15 protein-coding genes are annotated in these 16,953 nt (G+C 33.2%); 2 read left to right on the top strand and 13 right to left on the bottom strand.

Going from position 1 to position 16,953, the window contains the following annotated elements; all coding sequences use genetic code 11:
- Positions 1-80: 80 nt before the first annotated feature.
- Positions 81-1,634: an SDR family NAD(P)-dependent oxidoreductase gene (locus tag GQR95_RS11500; RefSeq protein ID WP_159023295.1), complete on the bottom strand. Its 1,554-nt coding sequence runs from the start codon at positions 1,632-1,634 to the stop codon at positions 81-83.
- 168 nt (positions 1,635-1,802) lie between these two features.
- On the opposite strand from GQR95_RS11500, the gene GQR95_RS11495 reads away from it, so the two are divergent.
- Positions 1,803-3,041, top strand: a complete 1,239-nt coding sequence (locus tag GQR95_RS11495; protein WP_159023294.1) for an alginate lyase family protein — start codon at positions 1,803-1,805, stop codon at positions 3,039-3,041.
- An 82-nt stretch (positions 3,042-3,123) separates the two neighbouring features.
- Here GQR95_RS11495 and GQR95_RS17090 read toward each other — a convergent pair whose 3' ends face one another.
- Positions 3,124-3,951 (bottom strand): FKBP-type peptidyl-prolyl cis-trans isomerase, encoded by an 828-nt coding sequence (locus tag GQR95_RS17090; RefSeq protein ID WP_159023293.1) that lies wholly within the window; start codon positions 3,949-3,951, stop codon positions 3,124-3,126.
- 217 nt (positions 3,952-4,168) lie between these two features.
- Here GQR95_RS17090 and GQR95_RS11485 point away from each other — a divergent pair, with 217 nt between their 5' ends.
- Entirely contained in the window at positions 4,169-5,068 is a 900-nt protein-coding gene (locus tag GQR95_RS11485) for a DMT family transporter (RefSeq protein ID WP_159023292.1), read from the top strand.
- A gap of 95 nt (positions 5,069-5,163) precedes the next feature.
- Here GQR95_RS11485 and GQR95_RS11480 read toward each other — a convergent pair whose 3' ends face one another.
- The 11 genes from GQR95_RS11480 to GQR95_RS11430 all read right to left on the bottom strand — a co-directional run bounded on the left by GQR95_RS11480 (position 5,164) and on the right by GQR95_RS11430 (position 16,953).
- A complete protein-coding gene (locus tag GQR95_RS11480; protein WP_159023291.1) occupies positions 5,164-6,582 on the bottom strand; it encodes a CotH kinase family protein in 1,419 nt (472 codons plus the stop codon).
- 193 nt (positions 6,583-6,775) lie between these two features.
- On the bottom strand, positions 6,776-7,774 hold the full coding sequence (locus GQR95_RS11475; RefSeq protein ID WP_159023290.1) for a metal-dependent hydrolase: 999 nt from the start codon (positions 7,772-7,774) through the stop codon (positions 6,776-6,778).
- A 151-nt stretch (positions 7,775-7,925) separates the two neighbouring features.
- Positions 7,926-8,708, bottom strand: a complete 783-nt coding sequence (locus GQR95_RS11470; protein WP_159023289.1) for a hypothetical protein — start codon at positions 8,706-8,708, stop codon at positions 7,926-7,928.
- Between the two features lie 135 nt (positions 8,709-8,843).
- On the bottom strand, positions 8,844-9,590 hold the full coding sequence (locus tag GQR95_RS11465; RefSeq protein ID WP_159023288.1) for a LytTR family DNA-binding domain-containing protein: 747 nt from the start codon (positions 9,588-9,590) through the stop codon (positions 8,844-8,846).
- 4 nt (positions 9,591-9,594) lie between these two features.
- Positions 9,595-10,626 (bottom strand): sensor histidine kinase, encoded by a 1,032-nt coding sequence (locus tag GQR95_RS11460; RefSeq protein ID WP_159023287.1) that lies wholly within the window; start codon positions 10,624-10,626, stop codon positions 9,595-9,597.
- 60 nt (positions 10,627-10,686) lie between these two features.
- The gene (locus tag GQR95_RS11455) at positions 10,687-11,085 is read right to left on the bottom strand and encodes a DoxX family protein (protein WP_159023286.1); all 399 of its coding nucleotides are present in this window, start codon (positions 11,083-11,085) and stop codon (positions 10,687-10,689) included.
- A gap of 24 nt (positions 11,086-11,109) precedes the next feature.
- Positions 11,110-12,462, bottom strand: coding sequence for a DUF1566 domain-containing protein (locus GQR95_RS11450; protein ID WP_159023285.1), 1,353 nt, complete (start codon positions 12,460-12,462; stop codon positions 11,110-11,112).
- A gap of 29 nt (positions 12,463-12,491) precedes the next feature.
- On the bottom strand, positions 12,492-13,688 hold the full coding sequence (locus GQR95_RS11445) for a DUF1566 domain-containing protein (protein ID WP_159023284.1): 1,197 nt from the start codon (positions 13,686-13,688) through the stop codon (positions 12,492-12,494).
- Positions 13,689-13,736: 48 nt separating this feature from the next.
- Entirely contained in the window at positions 13,737-14,957 is a 1,221-nt protein-coding gene (locus GQR95_RS11440) for an ABC transporter permease (protein WP_159023283.1), read from the bottom strand.
- A gap of 2 nt (positions 14,958-14,959) precedes the next feature.
- Positions 14,960-15,706, bottom strand: a complete 747-nt coding sequence (locus GQR95_RS11435) for an ABC transporter ATP-binding protein (protein WP_159023282.1) — start codon at positions 15,704-15,706, stop codon at positions 14,960-14,962.
- A gap of 2 nt (positions 15,707-15,708) precedes the next feature.
- Positions 15,709-16,953: an efflux RND transporter periplasmic adaptor subunit gene (locus GQR95_RS11430; RefSeq protein WP_159023281.1), complete on the bottom strand. Its 1,245-nt coding sequence runs from the start codon at positions 16,951-16,953 to the stop codon at positions 15,709-15,711.

The raw sequence follows: 16,953 nt of genomic DNA, 5'->3' as shown, positions 1-16,953 counted from the left end.
GAAAACGCATAAAACTAACGCAAAACCTATTTACACTTATTTAGATCTAAAAACTTAAAATGAAATTTATTTAAGAGTTTTTACCATTCTATTGGACGGTAATCTTTAAGAAATTTACCACACCAATGTTTGCCTGTATTAATACCATCTAATAACGGATCCATAACACGAGCAGCTCCATCTACAATATCTAAAGGTGGCTGAAAATCGTATTCGTCTTGTTTCTTTTTCGCTAATTCGGCAGGATCTTCATCTGTTACCCAACCTGTATCTACAGCATTCATAAAAATTCCGCTTTTAGCTAAATCGCCAGAAGCTGTATGTGTAAGCATATTAAGCGCAGCTTTAGCCATATTGGTGTGCGGATGACGAGATTCTTTAAACACACGATGAAATTTACCTTCCATAGCCGTTACATTTATAATGTGCTTCTGCCCCGTATTCTCTTTTTTCATCAACTCTGCCAAACGATTACATAATACAAAAGGCGCGACAGAATTTACCAATTGTACTTCAATCATTTCAGTCGTTTCAATCGCTCCTAGTTTCAATCTCCAACTGTTGGTCTTTCTTAAATCGACTTGTTGTAAATCGGCATCTAATTCCCCTTCAGGAAAGACTTCATCTGCAACTAAAGAATTATCGAAACTATACGGAATTTGAGAGAGTTTTGCAGACGCTCGTAATCCAATTCCGGGTTCTGGGCCATGCCAAGTCACTGGCATATTTTTATTTGAAGATGCTCCTGAAGTCAGTGATTTTAATTCGTCTAAACACGTGGTATGATCGGACAGTAAATCTTGAACAGCCTGTGGTAACGTAGTAATAGCTTGTTCTTCCTTACCCATTAAATGTGCGTAAAAACCAGCAGGACGTCTTACGGTTTGGGCCGCATTATTTATTAAAATATCTAGTCTGTCATATTTCTGTTCAATATAATTACAGAAAATTTCCACACTTGGTATATGTCTTAAATCTAAACCGTGAATGTGTAAACGATCTTTCCACTGATTGAAATCGTCTTCCTTAGCAAAACGAATTGCCGAATCTACAGGAAATCTAGTTGTTGCAATAACCGTTGCTCCTCCTCGTAATAACATTAATGTAATGTGATATCCTATTTTTAAACGCGATCCTGTAATTACAGCAACTTGCCCGTTAACATCGGCGGTTTGAAAGCGTTTAGCGTAGTTAAAATCTCCACAATCGGTACACATCGTATCGTAAAAATGATGCATTTTAGTAAACGATTCTTTACATACGTAACAGTTTCTAGGTGTTTCTAACTCTGGTGTTTCTATAGTATCTAAATCGGCTGCAGCTAATAATTTAGGCGCCATAAAAATTGGCGTTTCCCGAGCATTTCGAATTCCTGTTACTTTACGAGCAACACGATCTTGAACTTCTTTTTTACGCTTTGCATTTTTCTTAGCGTCTTTTTTACGCTTTGCAAACTCTTCTCGACTTGGTCTAGAAAATTGTCCGGTTGCTTTAATTAAAGCAATGCGTTTGTCTTTTGGAATATCGAAAATTAAGTTGGTATCTGCATTTAATTGTTCTAATACATATAAGCAATCATCGATTTGTTTTTCACTCAATTCAACTCCTACTTCACCTTCTGTCTTTGCTTCCATATATTCACATTTAGGATGCGAAGATACTTTTTATTCTTCGATAAATATAACAGCAAGCAACCGGCTTTTTAATCTCAATACAGACTTCAAATTAGCTAAATTTTAAAGCAATGACTTCTCTTATTTCGATTATATTTAAGCAATAAAACAAACTAAACCATATTATTTATGAATACACCACAAACCACATGTTATGTAGCTGTATTTATATGTCTATTCAGCATTAAAACATTTTCAAATCCATTTATTCGTTTAGATTCCACTCGTCTAGCGACTTCTAAAAATAAGATTAATAACGGAACAGCTTCTTCAAAAACAATAGATGCTTACACTCAACTTTTACAACAAGCTAACCGTTTATTAAGTAGAGAAAATCCAACCGTAATGGATAAAAGTATAGTGCCACCGTCTGGAGATAAGCATGATTATTTAAGTATTAGCAGGTATTGGTGGCCAGATGCTGAAACTGAAGATGGTTTACCTTGGATTCGGTTAGACGGAAAGACAAATCCAGATACCCAAACCGAAGCTGTAGACAGAAAACGCTTGGCGTTAATGGGAAAAGGTGTATACATATTAAGTTTAGCGTATTATTTTACTGAAGATGAAAAATATGCTACAAAAGCCATTAGCATGCTAGACACTTGGTTTATAAATCCGGAAACACGTATGAATCCGCATTTAAAATTCGGACAAAGTATTCCTGGTAAACCAAACACAAGACCTTTTGGTATTTTAGATGGTCGCTCTATTGTTCAATTTATTCCTGATGCCATAAATTTAGTGTCATCATCAAAACAATGGACAACTACAAATCAATCAGAAATGACAGCTTGGCTAAGTGACTATTTAAAGTGGTTAACTCAGAGTCCGTTGGGTATAAAAGGGAGTCTGCTTACCAATAATCACGGTTCTTGGTATAAATTTCAGGTGGCGGCTTTGGCCTTATATTTAGGAGATACAACCTTAGCAAAAAATACTGTTATTGCAACAGAAAACAGCCTAGAACAGATGTTAAATATTGAAGGTGGACAAATTCATGAATTAGAGCGCACACGGTCTTTTTTCTATAGTTGTTTTAACCTTGAAGCACTAATAAGTATTGCAAAACTAGCCAATAAAATAGATGTGAATATGTGGAATTATGAAACTGAAAACAAAAAGAGTTTAACTCTAGCTTTACAATATTTAACACCTGTTACTGAAGGTACTAAATGGAGACATGACACATTAAAGACTATAGATATTTCTTATCTTATCCCGATCGTTTCTGCTTTTTATGACACATACAAAACAGAGACTTACCGAACACTTTTAAACTCAATTTTGGCACAAATTAATATGTATTCTAAAGATTCAACCTTACAAGAATTTTGGTTGTTTCATCCTGATTTTATTCAAAATTAAGCATTCTAATTATAAGTAATTCAACATAAAAAAAGCCCATCTTTAAACAAGATGGGCTTTATAAATTATAAAAAAACGGAATCTAATTTACCGATATCAATTCTATATCGAATATAAGTACAGATCCTCCCGGAATACCATTATAGTCGTAACGACCATAAGCAAGTTCTGATGGAATAAGCAGCATACCGCTTCCTCCTTCATTAAATAATGGAATACCTTCTTGCCAACCTTCAATCACTTGTTCTAAATAAAATGATGTGCTAGAAGTGTTTTCATCAAAAACCTCATTATCACTGTAATATCCTTTATACGTTACGGTAACGTTAGAAGTACTTGTTGGCTGTGCGCCTTCACCTTGTTCATCTATAACATAATATAAACCAGATGCTGTAACTTGTGCGTCTAAACTATTAGCCGCTATATAATCTAGTATTTCTTGTTTATTTTCTGCAGCATAATCTATAATTTCAATATCGAATACCAACACAGAACCCCCGGGAATACCATTATAGTCGTTACTTCCATAAGCTAAATGTGCAGGAATAATAAGTTGACCGCTTCCGCCTTCCTTAAAATATTGAAGTCCTTCTACCCAACCAGATATTAAATTTTGTAAATTAAAAGAGACTACTTCATCTGAAGATGTATCAAATACAGTTCCATCTGTATACGTTCCAACATACTTCACAGACACGTCTGATGTTGCTGTGATTTCAGCACCTTCACCTTGCTCATCTATCACATAATATAATCCAGAACCTGAAGCTGTGGCATCTAAATTATTAGCCGCTATATATTCTAAAATTTCTTGATCATTCTCTTCTGAGTAATCTTTTGTTGATACTGAATCGTCTGAACTACACGAGACGAAAAGCATTACAAAAAAGGCAAAACATACTGATTTCATATTCTATTTCATTTTTAATTTGATGAAAACAAAAATATACAAATCAACGAGCTAGACATTATTAAAACTGTTAAAAATCTTAACAATTAGATGAATTAGTCCGAATTTATAGATAAAAAGGAATACAGATTAAAACGAAAACACATAACTCTATATTTAAAAATTATTATAAATAAAACAGAACCTAAAAAACGCTTAAAAAACTATATTTGCGCCCATGTGGATGTATTTAGGCCTGTTATCGGCTGTATTTTTAGGATTACATAATTTATGTAAAAAGCACGCAGTACAAGGAAATGAAGTTTTCCCTGTGTTATTAGGAACCATATCTTCTGGATTTCTGGTGTTATTACCTTTATATTTAGGTTCTCAGTTTGCTACAGATTTTACAAAATCTATCGGATTTTATATTGAACCTATTTCGTTACAAAAACATGGCTTAATTTTTATAAAATCTGGGATTATGGCTGGGTCTTGGATTTTAGCTTACCAAGCGCTAAAACATTTACCAATTACCATAGTTACTCCCATACGCTCTGCCGGTCCATTTTTTACCTTTATTGGTGCTATTTTTATTTATCAAGAACGTCCTAATCCTTTACAATGGATTGGTTTTTTCTTAATTATAGGTTCTGTAATTCTCTATTCTAAAATAGGAAAAAAAGAAGGTATTGTCTTTACACGTAATAAATGGATTTTTGCCATTATTGCTGCTACTTTTTTAGGAGCGTCAAGCGGACTATACGATAAATTTTTAATACAAAGTTTACTCCTTAATCCGCAAACACTTCAATTCTGGTTTTGTTTTTACACCGTTGCTATATTATTAGTAATTCTAAGCATTACTTGGTTTCCTTATGCAGAAAAAAGACACGCTTTTAAATTTCGTTGGTCTATTCCTGCTGTTGGTGTTTTACTACAAGCTGCAGATTATTTTTACTTTAAAGCCTTACAAGATCCAGAAGCTTTAATTATGCTACTATCTGCAATTAAACGTAGCCAGATTATTATTGCTGTAGTTATTGGTGGTCTTATTTTTAAAGAACAAAACAAACGAAAAAAACTAGTGCCTTTAGCAGGAATTATGTTAGGCGTTTTTCTAATTCTGTATTCTTAAAACAATAAATATCTGAATATAGAGTATAAAAAAACCAGCTATAATTTCTTATAACTGGCTTTTAATTAAGAACCAACTTAAAAGGATTAAAAAAACTATTTATTTAAATACGAACTTGCAATTGAGGCACGTTCTGAAACGTGACTGTTCAATTGGCTTACAGCTGTTTGAAAATCTGAACTTGAACTTAAAAATGTGTAACCATCCATTTCTGTAGTTGCATAAGGCTCGATTAATGACGAGTAAGTAGCGTATTTAGACTGCATTTTACTAACACTAAAATAATCGTCTATTGTTTCTTGAACATATTCATCATACTGTGCTTTATACGTTTCATCTGCGTACAAATACCCAATTAATGGCCAACTTGAACTACTTACATCAGAAAAATCTATAGATACTGCGCCTTGACCATTACCATCTTGTAGCGCCTCATTATTATCCCATGGAATCCACGATAAACGTTCGGTGTCTGGATTATTATATAAGTAATAATTATGAGTCATTCTACCATATGTATCCCAGTTTTGAATTACCGTATTTACAGCTAAATATTTTAAAAATGTATCTGTATCTAATATAGACTCTAATTCTGCTCTCCAAGCTTCTGGATCTGTAGTTCTATTGTCTGCGTTTAAAGCAGCGTACAATTCTTCTACATCTGTAAAATCGGCATCATCTTCATTGGTTTTCTTAACCAAATCATCTTCAGAATACGATCCCTCTGCAAAACTAGCACCATCGCCATCCGGTTTATATAGATTTCCATCATTATCAGAAAACTGAGTGTCTATTACCGTATCATCTACTTCTTCAACTAAAGTATATACTCCAAAATATTCAGGACCATCTCCATGATCTACATACACGGTATAAAAAGCGGTATGTGACATAGCTAAACCAGCATCTCTAAAAACATCTGCAGCTACTTTTTCTCGTAGCATAGAATTATCTTCGTAATTATTCTTTAAGCTCAATTTCTTAAATCCGTAAAATCTTTGGTTGTCTATTTGCGGATAATCATCTTCGAATTCATCAAAATCTAATTTGAATGATAATTTTAAAATCCCAGCAGACCAACTAGACTGTAAGCTTGAATTTCCTTTAAAACGAATACCTACACGATACCACTCTATACCATTATAAAATACTTCACCTGGTACAAAAATAGGATCTTCGTCAGAATCATTTAATGAGGAGTTACTACGAGAACCAAATGTTCCGTACAGACTTGTCATATCTTCTAACATACTATTCCAACGGTCTTCGGTTATTACAAGATCAATACGTTTTACTGCTTCGTCTTCAAAGACCTCATCAAAATCGGGATCGGCACTTTTACTATGCGTTTCTTCCGTCCAATCTGTAGTTTCAAAATCGGTATCATCAAATACAATTTCAACGCTATCATCTTCTAGTGTTTCAGAATCATCTGATGACGAGCTATCACTCGAGCAAGAATACATGAAAGCCAATTGTAAGGCAATAAAACATGTAATAGTTATTTTTTTCATTTTTCAAAAGGTTAAAGTTTCTGTCGTTAAAACAAATTTCGACAATAAAACGTGATGAAAAATGAACATTAAGTGAAGTACACTCAACTTTCAGTGAAACATGACGCACACGCTTTTAAAAGAAAAATGATAAAAAAATACACACTAAAATAATAGGTAAAATTGAAACAGATTTATAGTTAAAATTTAAAGCTTAATTTCCTTGAATACGCAACCAAAGGTCTGACATTAAATGTTTAGCGTCGTCTTTGTTTTTAGGTGTTTCAATAAAATTGATATTATTATTGGCATCTGGTTTAATTTCGTACTTAAACACAAAATTATGGGCATCCGGTTGCATACTTAAAGTCCCGAAACGTAAATCGTTAAAATATAAATGCTGATTGTGTTTTGAAATAGTATACCAACCTTTAGAAATTGCAATCATGCGCTTTAACTTAATATTAGACTTAAACTGATCTACATACTCATGATGCTTTGCGTACTTATAAAATGTAATGGGCTTAGAATCGAAAAACGAATAATAGCCAACCAAATAAAAATCTTTTGTATCTACATTTGCCGTCCATAAAATGGTATTTAAAGGCGAAGGACGTGTATCTAAAGCTGTATATTTAATATTTTGATTTTGTAACGCGGCTTTAAATTCTGTATAAGCAAAACCTTTTAAAGCAACTGTAATTGCTAAATAAGCGGTACTTAAGATAAGTCCCCAATTATTAAACATGCTTCGTTTTTTTGTTCCTCTTTTTTGACGCATTGCCAAAATTAAAAACACTAAAAAAGGAACGGTATATAAAGGATCTATTACAAATATTGTTTTGTATGCTATACGCAAATCTAAAGGCCAAAACAATTGTGTTCCCCAAGTAGTATGCGCGTCTAATAAGGGATGCGTTATAAACGCCCAGAAAAATAACCACGACCAACCTTTAACATCTCTATAGTGCTCGAAACGCGACACAATCCATCCAAAAATGGGAGCAAATACAACTGAAAATAATATGGAATGTGTAAAACCTCTATGAAGTTCTAAAGCAGAAACGGTGTCTGTTACATGAGAAGCCAACACATCTAAATCTGGAATTGTACCTGCAATAGCACCGTATAACATAGCTTTGTTTCCGATTTTTTTACCAAGAACAGCTTCCCCAACTGCGGCACCTAAAATGATTTGTGTAAGTGAATCCATATAACTGCAAACATAATTTAAGTTATGTATACAACCTCAACGATTAAGAAAATAAATATATAAATAAAAAGAAGCCTCAATATCCCGTGTATGCATTTAATTGAGGCTTCAAAACTACAACAATCTATTTAAACTTAATATTTTATAAAAATTACATATGTGCTTTAAACCAAAAACTGATTTCAATAGGTCCTTCATTTGAATCTAATTCGTCTGGACGTGGGTTATTTTGAGATTGTCCGTTTCTACTTCCTCCACGGTCATTTCTTGTATCTGAAAGCCCAGCTTGATTACTATCTGGTCCGCTCATTCCACTACCAAAATTGGCTGCTTGTTCGTCTATGTTAGATCTTTCTTTTTTAATGGTATACACGCCAATTTTTAACTTAGAGAAGTTATTTTTGTTATTAATTTTGTCTTTAGGAATCGTTAATCTATAATTTAACTCGCCATTATTTTCATTGTAACTATAAATGGCCTTAATATCTATAGAATTTAAAAACACATTAAAGCTTTCTTTATCATGATTAGAAACAAATAAAGCATCTTCTGGAAAATCCTGAGAAATACGTTCTTTAATGGTATGTCTTATCTTTTTAATATCTGCTTCTGATTGAAAATTATTAGACACTTCAAATTCAGGTGTTTCAGTAATTTTTAGAGGTTCTTCTGGATAGGTTACATATACTTTCTTTTTTTCAGTCCCTTTTATATCGAAGAAAATAGTAACGCCATGATGTAAAATAGACATGATTGCTCTAGGTTCTGAAGTTCTCATGTTAAACGTAATACTCTCTTGATTATCGTAAACTTGATAATTTACATAGTTATTAGAAGTATTAATTGTATCTAAAAGCACAAGGGATGTTTCTGTATGTGCGTAAATAGATCCTGAAGCTCCAAAAAGAACTAAAATTAATAAAACTGATTTCATAAAAACAGATATTTTATATTATGATATAAATGTATGCTACTTATATAAACTTATGAAAAGAGATATACAGATTAAGTAATTCACTCTATGAAAAGGCAAGTTTTAAGGATGATATTATTAAGGAAAAAGAAAAAATTAATTACTTAAAGAGTTCTGATTAATAAATTCTAGAAACTTTGGTTTGTATTGTTCTGAAACAGTAATGCGTTGCTTATTAATAATAATCTGACTACGCTCTACCACTTCTATGTTTTTTAGTGAAACAATAAACGAACGGTGTACACGCATAAAATCGTCTTTAGGAAGTTCTTCTTCTAACGATTTTAAACTCATTAATGTTAAAATTGGTTTTGAATTATCTTTTAACCAGATTTTTATATAATCTTTTAAGCCTTCAAAATATTGTACATCTGCAAGTTTTATACGTAATTGTTTGTATTCTGATTTTACAAATAAGAATTCTTTTTTATCTGTAGACGCTTTTTTAACCTGATCTTGAGAAGAACCTTTAAGTAAATTAAACCAAGTTCTCGCTTTATTTGCTGCGGTTAAAAACTCGGCATAATCAAAAGGTTTTAATAAATAATCTAGGGCTTCTACTTTAAAACCTTCTAAGGCATATTGATCGAAAGCGGTAGTAAAAATAATTCTCGTTTGTTTAGGAATCATTTTAGAAAACTCTAAACCTGTTAAGTCCGGCATCTGAATGTCTAAAAAAAGCAAATCTACCGTTTCATTTTGTAAATACTCCATCGCTTCAATGGCACTACTACACTTTTTTATAAGATTTAAAAAAGGTGTTTTATTTACATAACTTTCAACCAAATTAAGTGCCATTGGTTCATCATCTACAATTACACAACTCAGTATTAAAGTTTCCATAGGCTTAAGTTTCTATTTGTAAATCTACAAAAAATCGTCCGTTTACAACCTCTGTTTTAAACACATGTTTGTTTGGATATAGCAATTCTAAACGTTTTCTCAGGTTTTGTAAACCAATTCCAGAACCACTCTTATCGCTTATTTGCTTTGGATAATTATTATTTACAATTTTAAAAACTACAACATGCTCTTTAACAGACATGTCTATATAAATTTCACTTTCCTTATTTGCAGATACACCGTGTTTAAAAGCATTTTCTATTAATGAGATAAATAAAAGAGGTGTAATTTTAATATTATTCCCTTCTGAAGGGAAGGTTGAAATGACTTGTGTTTTATCGGAAATGCGCAATTTCATGAGTTCTAAATATTTTTTCATAAAATCGATTTCCTTTGAAAGAGGAACCATCTCAATATTTGTTTCATACAATAAATAGCGCATTAATTTACTTAAACTATGTATTGTAGATTTAGCTTGTTCTGGAGAAACATCGACTAAAGAGTAAATATTATTTAATGAGTTAAAAAAGAAATGGGGTTGTAATTGATATCGTAAATGTTGTATTTCTGATTGTAACTTAATATTAGTTGCTTCCTTACGTTCTGCTTCTGTAGTCACTAAACGTTTTGTTGTTTTAAGTGCTATTGAAAATAACAGCGGAGCAAAGTATGATAACATTTGCATGTAAATAAACATTTCGAATGGTGGTTTTCCATTTTCTCTTCTAAGATCGTTATCTGTTAATTCTTTAAAGTACGTTGCTTCAATAAGTTCCTTTAATGCTAAAAACAAGGCTATAAAAAAAACGTTTATAATGATAAACTGCACCATTTTTCTAGTGAATAAGAACTTATCTACGAAATAGAAAAAATTCAGATAAAAAATCATGGCATAAAACACCAATGGGATCCAGAAATGAGCGGTAATTCTATTAATGTCACGTTCTTGCTGATACGATAAAAAATAAGGCATACTAAAGAGCACAAGCCAAACTAGGATGTGAGAAAAAACGACTATATATTTATTCTTTTGCATTATATTTTTAATTTAAAGCTCACTCTTCTATTAATGCTTTCATAATATTCTATAAAATAATTAATCCCACGATTTACTTGTAGATACTGCATATTTTCCAGGTCCTGTAAAAAAGATTACCAAAGCCCCTAAAGCATACAACAATAATAATTCTACCTGTAAACCTCCGTTTTCTGAAACTGTAAGAATATGTTCTGAATGCGCTAAGAGCATTGCTGTAATCATACCTAAGAAAAATACAATGGAAGCTAACCGAGTTCTAAAGCCAATTATAATTAATAAAGGTGCCATTAATTCTGTAATAAAAACACCATAAGCTAATACAGATGGTATACCAACCTCTGTTAGCATTTGCTTTATAACATCCAAATCACTTAACTTGGCAATACCATGGAATAACATTAGACCTGCAATGGCAACTCTTAACACTAATAATCCTAAATCGATATTCTTCTTCATATTTATTTATTTTAAACTAATTATTTATTCTACATTTCTTACCAAACGCACATAGTTATAATAACGTTCTCCTCCTTCACTTGCTGGTCCGTTTTCATGTTTTGTATCAAATCGTACTGCACCTGCCCCATGAAAGTCTAAACCTTCATTGTTTACTGCACGTCCAAAAGCCACATACCATGCATAATAAAAAGGTTTACCCTTTTGAAATCTTGCAGAAGTACTAGACCAAAAATACGGATAATCTAGATCATTATTCTCGTTTGTGATTTCTGAAATATTAAATATTGGATCTATAGCGGGACCTTCTTTTGAAACATCCTGAGCTCCAGGCGCATAATTATAATCTACTATACCTTGTAATTCTTTAATATTAGGTAAACGCCAATCGGTATACCCTGCTAATTTGGAATTTTCAGCATACACTAAGGAGTGTTTCCAATCTAAACCTTTTCCGCTATCATTTTTAGCCCACATTAAGCCCGTTGCATTATCTGTAATAGTTTGATCTCCGTTATCTACAAAATTATTAATTCCATAGGCATTACCACGAACAGCACGTACATGTTTTAACATTGGGTTACCTGTTGGTCTCTCTCCATTTTCTGGAGGTGGTGGTCTATTCTCATCTCTTTTTACCCCTTTTTCTCCTTCAGTCTTATCGTTAGCTGCAACTTCTTTGTTTTCACTTTTTTCCCCTTGAGGTCCATGGTTTCCTGGAGGTGGACCTTTACGGTCTTTCATGTCTTTAGGTTCTTCTCCTGGATATGCTTTAATATGACCAGTGGCATGGTTTACACCAAATGCTGCAGTATATTGCCCTTCTTCTGTATGACCAACATATTTATTACTTGCCCAGTACTGTTCACTTTTATCGACATATTTATTATTAACGAGCGAAAAATATGTGGTATCTATATACGGCCAACCTTCACTAAAATCGCTAATAGAATATAGCTCTTTAGCTGTTGGCATTCTCCAGTCGTTGTAACCACCCAATTCTAAATTTTCGGCGTAATCTTTTGCACCTTGCCAATCAAACCCTTCTGTTGTTGGAATTTCTTCCCACATTAATCCAGTATTTTTATCTGTAATTGTTCCATTTCCATTTTTAGTATAAGTCATTGGTTTTCCAGTTAAATAACTAGCATCTTGACCGTAAAGAGAATCTCCGGGTTTTAATCCTTCTAAAATTTCTCCATTTTCACCATACGTAACCACTTGTCCTGTTCTTATTTGAACATAGTTGTTACTACTAGTCTCTCTTATAACTTCTTTATTTGCCGATTTGTTATCCTTACACGATTGTATGAGAAAGCCACACAACAAGGCAAAAATAAATATGCGTATAATGGTACTGGTTTTTAATGTTTTCATAATTTAAAATTTATACATTAATGTTGATTTCAATCAACGTTTCTAACTAATCTTACATAATTATTAATTCTAATAGAATCTGCAGCGTTTACAGACTCTAGTAAATAATCTTCACTCTTTCCTGATTTAGGATCTGAACGCTGTGCTCCTGCCCCATGCCAATCGTAATATGTTGTGGCTGCACTGTTATCTTTACTATATGCTTTTCCAAACGCAATATAACAAGCAGTGTATTTAAAATCTCCTTGGGTAGTACTGGTCCAAAACCAACTGTCTTTATTTGTGCATATAAACACACTTTCATCTATAGCAGGAATTGTTTTTTTATTGTAATCTACTATACTTTGCAACTCTTTGGTATTTGGTAATCTCCAATCTGAATATCCTGCTAGCGTACTATTTTTAGCATAGTTTAGTGCCTCTTTCCAATTATACGTTTGTCCATCATCAGCTTGTTGCCACATTAACCCTGTGGCCCTATCGGTTATTGTTCCATCATTATTCACTTCAAAATCGTTAACACCATATACCTTTTCTTTTCCACGGACAGCTCTAATTAAATTACCAGGATTTCTTACGCCACCTTCTCCATTATAATACAAACCCGTTTCGTATGCTTTTATATGTCCGTCGGCAAAATTAAATCCGAAAGCCCCTTCTATTCCTATATTTTGAATTGGACCTTTTACATATTTAGTACTTGACCAGTATTGTCCGGCATAAGGCATTCTTTCATCATATTTAAAATCGAAATAATTGGTATCTATATACGGTTTAGACAGTGATAAATCTTTCGGATTAAGTTCGCCATTTGAATTAAGAAGTGAATACAATTCTTTGATAGTAGGCAACCTCCAGTCTGTATAACCTCCTATTTCTAATTCGTCCACATACGTAAACGCATCGTAAAAATTATGACGCTTATTATCTGGTGTTTTCTGCCACATTAACCCTGTATTTAAATCGGTAACCGTACCATCTTTATTATCTTTATAAGCAGAAGCGATACCTGTATATTGTGCATCTTGACCATAATAATCTTGTTCCTTTTCAGGTTTAGAAATCTCTTCACCTTTATCGTTATAAAAGACATCTTGTCCTGTATCTGACAACACAAAATGAATATCTGTATTTGGTGTATTATTACTGCTTTTTTTAGAGCTATTACAGCCCATTACAACCAATAAAACGCCAAAACTCAAAACTTTTATGATACTTGTTTTCATAAGATGATATTATTATTTATGAATTGAAATTAATCGTATTCTAAAATTTTACTCATAACGTAAGGCCGTAATAGGATCTAAAGCTGCTGCTTTTCTTGCAGGATACCAACCGAAAAATATACCTGTTACCGCACAAACTGCAAACGAAATAATGATGGAATACAGTGCTACACTAGTAGGCCAATGCAAAAACTTTTCTATAAATACCGTAGCACTAAGTCCTAAAAGAACTCCTAATACACCTCCTGTAATACTTATTAAAATAGCTTCAATTAAAAACTGCATTAATATGTCTGAGCCTTTACCACCAACGGCCATTCGTAATCCAATTTCTTTAGTACGTTCTTTTACCGATACATACATAATATTCATAATTCCAATACCTCCAATTAACAACGAGATACTCGCGACTGCCACTAAAAGTATAGTTAGCATTTCGCTAGTTGAACTAAAGGTTGAAATAAGTTCTTCCATAGAACGTACTGTAAAATCATCATCTTCATCATCTGCTAATTTGTGTTGTTCTCTCATAATAGCAGTAATTTGTGTTACTGCCTCTGGAGCATCTTCTTCACTTATAGCAGATGCCATGATTTGATGTAAAAAAGTTATGGCTAAAATACGCTTCTGTACGGTTGTATACGGTGCTATAACGACATCATCCTGATCTTGACCAAAAGTATTTTCCCCCTTTTCTTCTAACACACCAATAACTTTAAACGGAATATTATTAAAACGTATCATTTGTCCTACAGGTTCTTCTCCGTCAGGAAACACATTATCTACAACAGTTTGACCAATTAATACGACTTTAGAAGCCGATTTAACCTCGGCATCTGTGAACATGCTTCCGCTTTGTAAGCCTAAAACCTTGATATCTAAATATTCTGGATTTACACCATAAATGGTGGATGGCCAGTTGTTTGCTCCACTAATAACTTGACCACTACCATTTACCACAGGTGTTATATAACTTAACATGGTTGTTTGTTCTTTAATTGCTAAGTAATCGTCAAACTTTAAGCTTTCCATTGTACTTGCATCTTGTCTTACCCCACCACGCACATCTGCTCCAGGTCTAATAGTAACCATATTAGATCCCATACTAGATATAGTTTCTCTTATGCTCTCTTTAGACCCCTCACCAATAGCTAACATGGCAATAACCGAAGCTACACCAATAATTATCCCTAACATAGTTAATAAGGTTCGTACTTTATTAAGTACAATAGCCTTATAAGCGATTTTTAATAAGTTTAATAATCTCATAATTAATGATCTTCTTTAGGTAATTTTGCTAATTCTGCTGCTGCAGATAAAATGGTATCATTCATCTCGTCTTTTATAACATGACCATCTTTTAAAACAATGGTTCTGCTACTAAACATAGCGATATCGGGTTCGTGAGTCACGAAGGTTATTGTAATACCTTGCGTTTTATTTAGTTCCTGAAATAATGACATAATCTCGTAAGATGTTCGTGTATCTAAATTTCCAGTAGCTTCATCGGCAAGAATCATCACCGGGTTATTTACAAGCGCTCTTGCAATAGCGACACGTTGTTGCTGACCTCCTGAGAGCTGAGATGGTGTATGATGTATTCTATCTGCCAAACCAACCATTTCTAAAGCTTTAATAGCCCGTTCTCGTCGTTCATCTGTAGACACTTTACTGTTATACAATAATGGTAACTCTACGTTTTCTATGGCAGATGTTCTTGCTAATAAGTTATACGATTGAAAAATGAATCCTATTTTTTCGTTACGTATGGTTGCTAATTCATTTCGGCTTAAATCTTTTACAGACACACCGTCTATTTCATACAGTCCAGAAGTGGGCTGATCTAAACATCCTAAGATATTTAGCATGGTACTTTTACCAGAACCACTAGACCCCATTATTGTAACAAACTGTCCTTCTTCTATAGTAAACGAAATCCCTTTAAGTGCATGGACCGTTTCCGTACCCATGGTGAATTCACGTTTCAAGTCTTTAATTTTTATAATTTCCTTAGCCATGATTATTTCTTTTTAGATCCTGGTGGTTTTGGCATAAACGGACTCTCTGAATCTCCGCCACCTTTAGGCATATCTCCGTTTTCTTCAGCCTTTAAACTATAAACCAATTTATCTCCAGCACTAATGCCTTCTAATATTTGAACATTTACACCATCGCTGGCACCTAACTTAACAGCTTTTGGAGATATCATTCCATTATCTTGTAATACCCAAACCTCTGCGGTACTATCATCTTCATCGTCTACAGATCTTGGCTTTGCTCCTTCTTCTTCATCTTCTGGATGCACCATTACAATTTGATGTTGTGCATCGTAAGCTTCCATAATTGGAGGAGTTGGTTTAAAGTTTATTGCTTTTGCTTCTGCTGTTAACACATCTTTTAATTCTAAAGTATAAATAGAAATTGTTGTGGTAAGTCCTGGCTTTAATTTAAGATCTGGATTATCGGCTTTAATAATTACTGTGTAAGTAATCACGTTAGACGATTCTGTATAATCTAAACGGACTTGAGTTATGGTACCTTCAAATATTTTTCCAACATACGCATCTACTGTAAACGTTACACGTTGTCCTTCTGTAACATTTCCTATATCAGCCTCATCAACATCTGCTTCAACTTGCATTTCTTTTAAATCCTGTGCAATAGTGAATAAGGTTGGCGTACTATAACTTGAAGCTACAGTTTGACCTTCGTCTATTTCTCTAGATAATACAACACCATCTATAGGTGAATAAATATTAGCATATCCTAAATTGGTTTGAGCCGATTGTAAATCTGACAAACGTTGTGTAACAGTACCTTTTGCTGTTTCATAATTATAAGTGGCATCATCAAAATCTGATTTACTAATCACTTTATTATCAAACAATGTTTTTTGTCTGTTATAAATGGTTTGCATATAATTTCTCTGACTAACCGCATTATCGTAAGACGCCTGTGCTTGTGTTAAAGCTGCTTTCAAGTTAGTTTTATCTAACTCGGCAATAAGCTGACCTTCTTTAACAACACTATTATAATCTACATATATTTTTTCTACAACTCCAGAAACTTGCGTTCCTACATCTACCTGATTAATAGGCTCAATTGTTCCGGTGGCAGTAACCAAAGTGGTTACATCTCCTTTTTTAGCTGTAACTGTTTTAGCTTCTATTAGTACCGTTTTATCACTACTAATAAAACTATAAGCGACTATGGCAACTACCACAGCAACAATGCTAATTATTATGATTTTCTTTTTCGTTTTCAT

The sequence above is a fragment of the Formosa sp. L2A11 genome, assembly GCF_009796865.1.
Lineage (GTDB): Bacteria > Bacteroidota > Bacteroidia > Flavobacteriales > Flavobacteriaceae > Formosa.
This window is presented reverse-complemented; position numbering and strand designations above follow the sequence as displayed.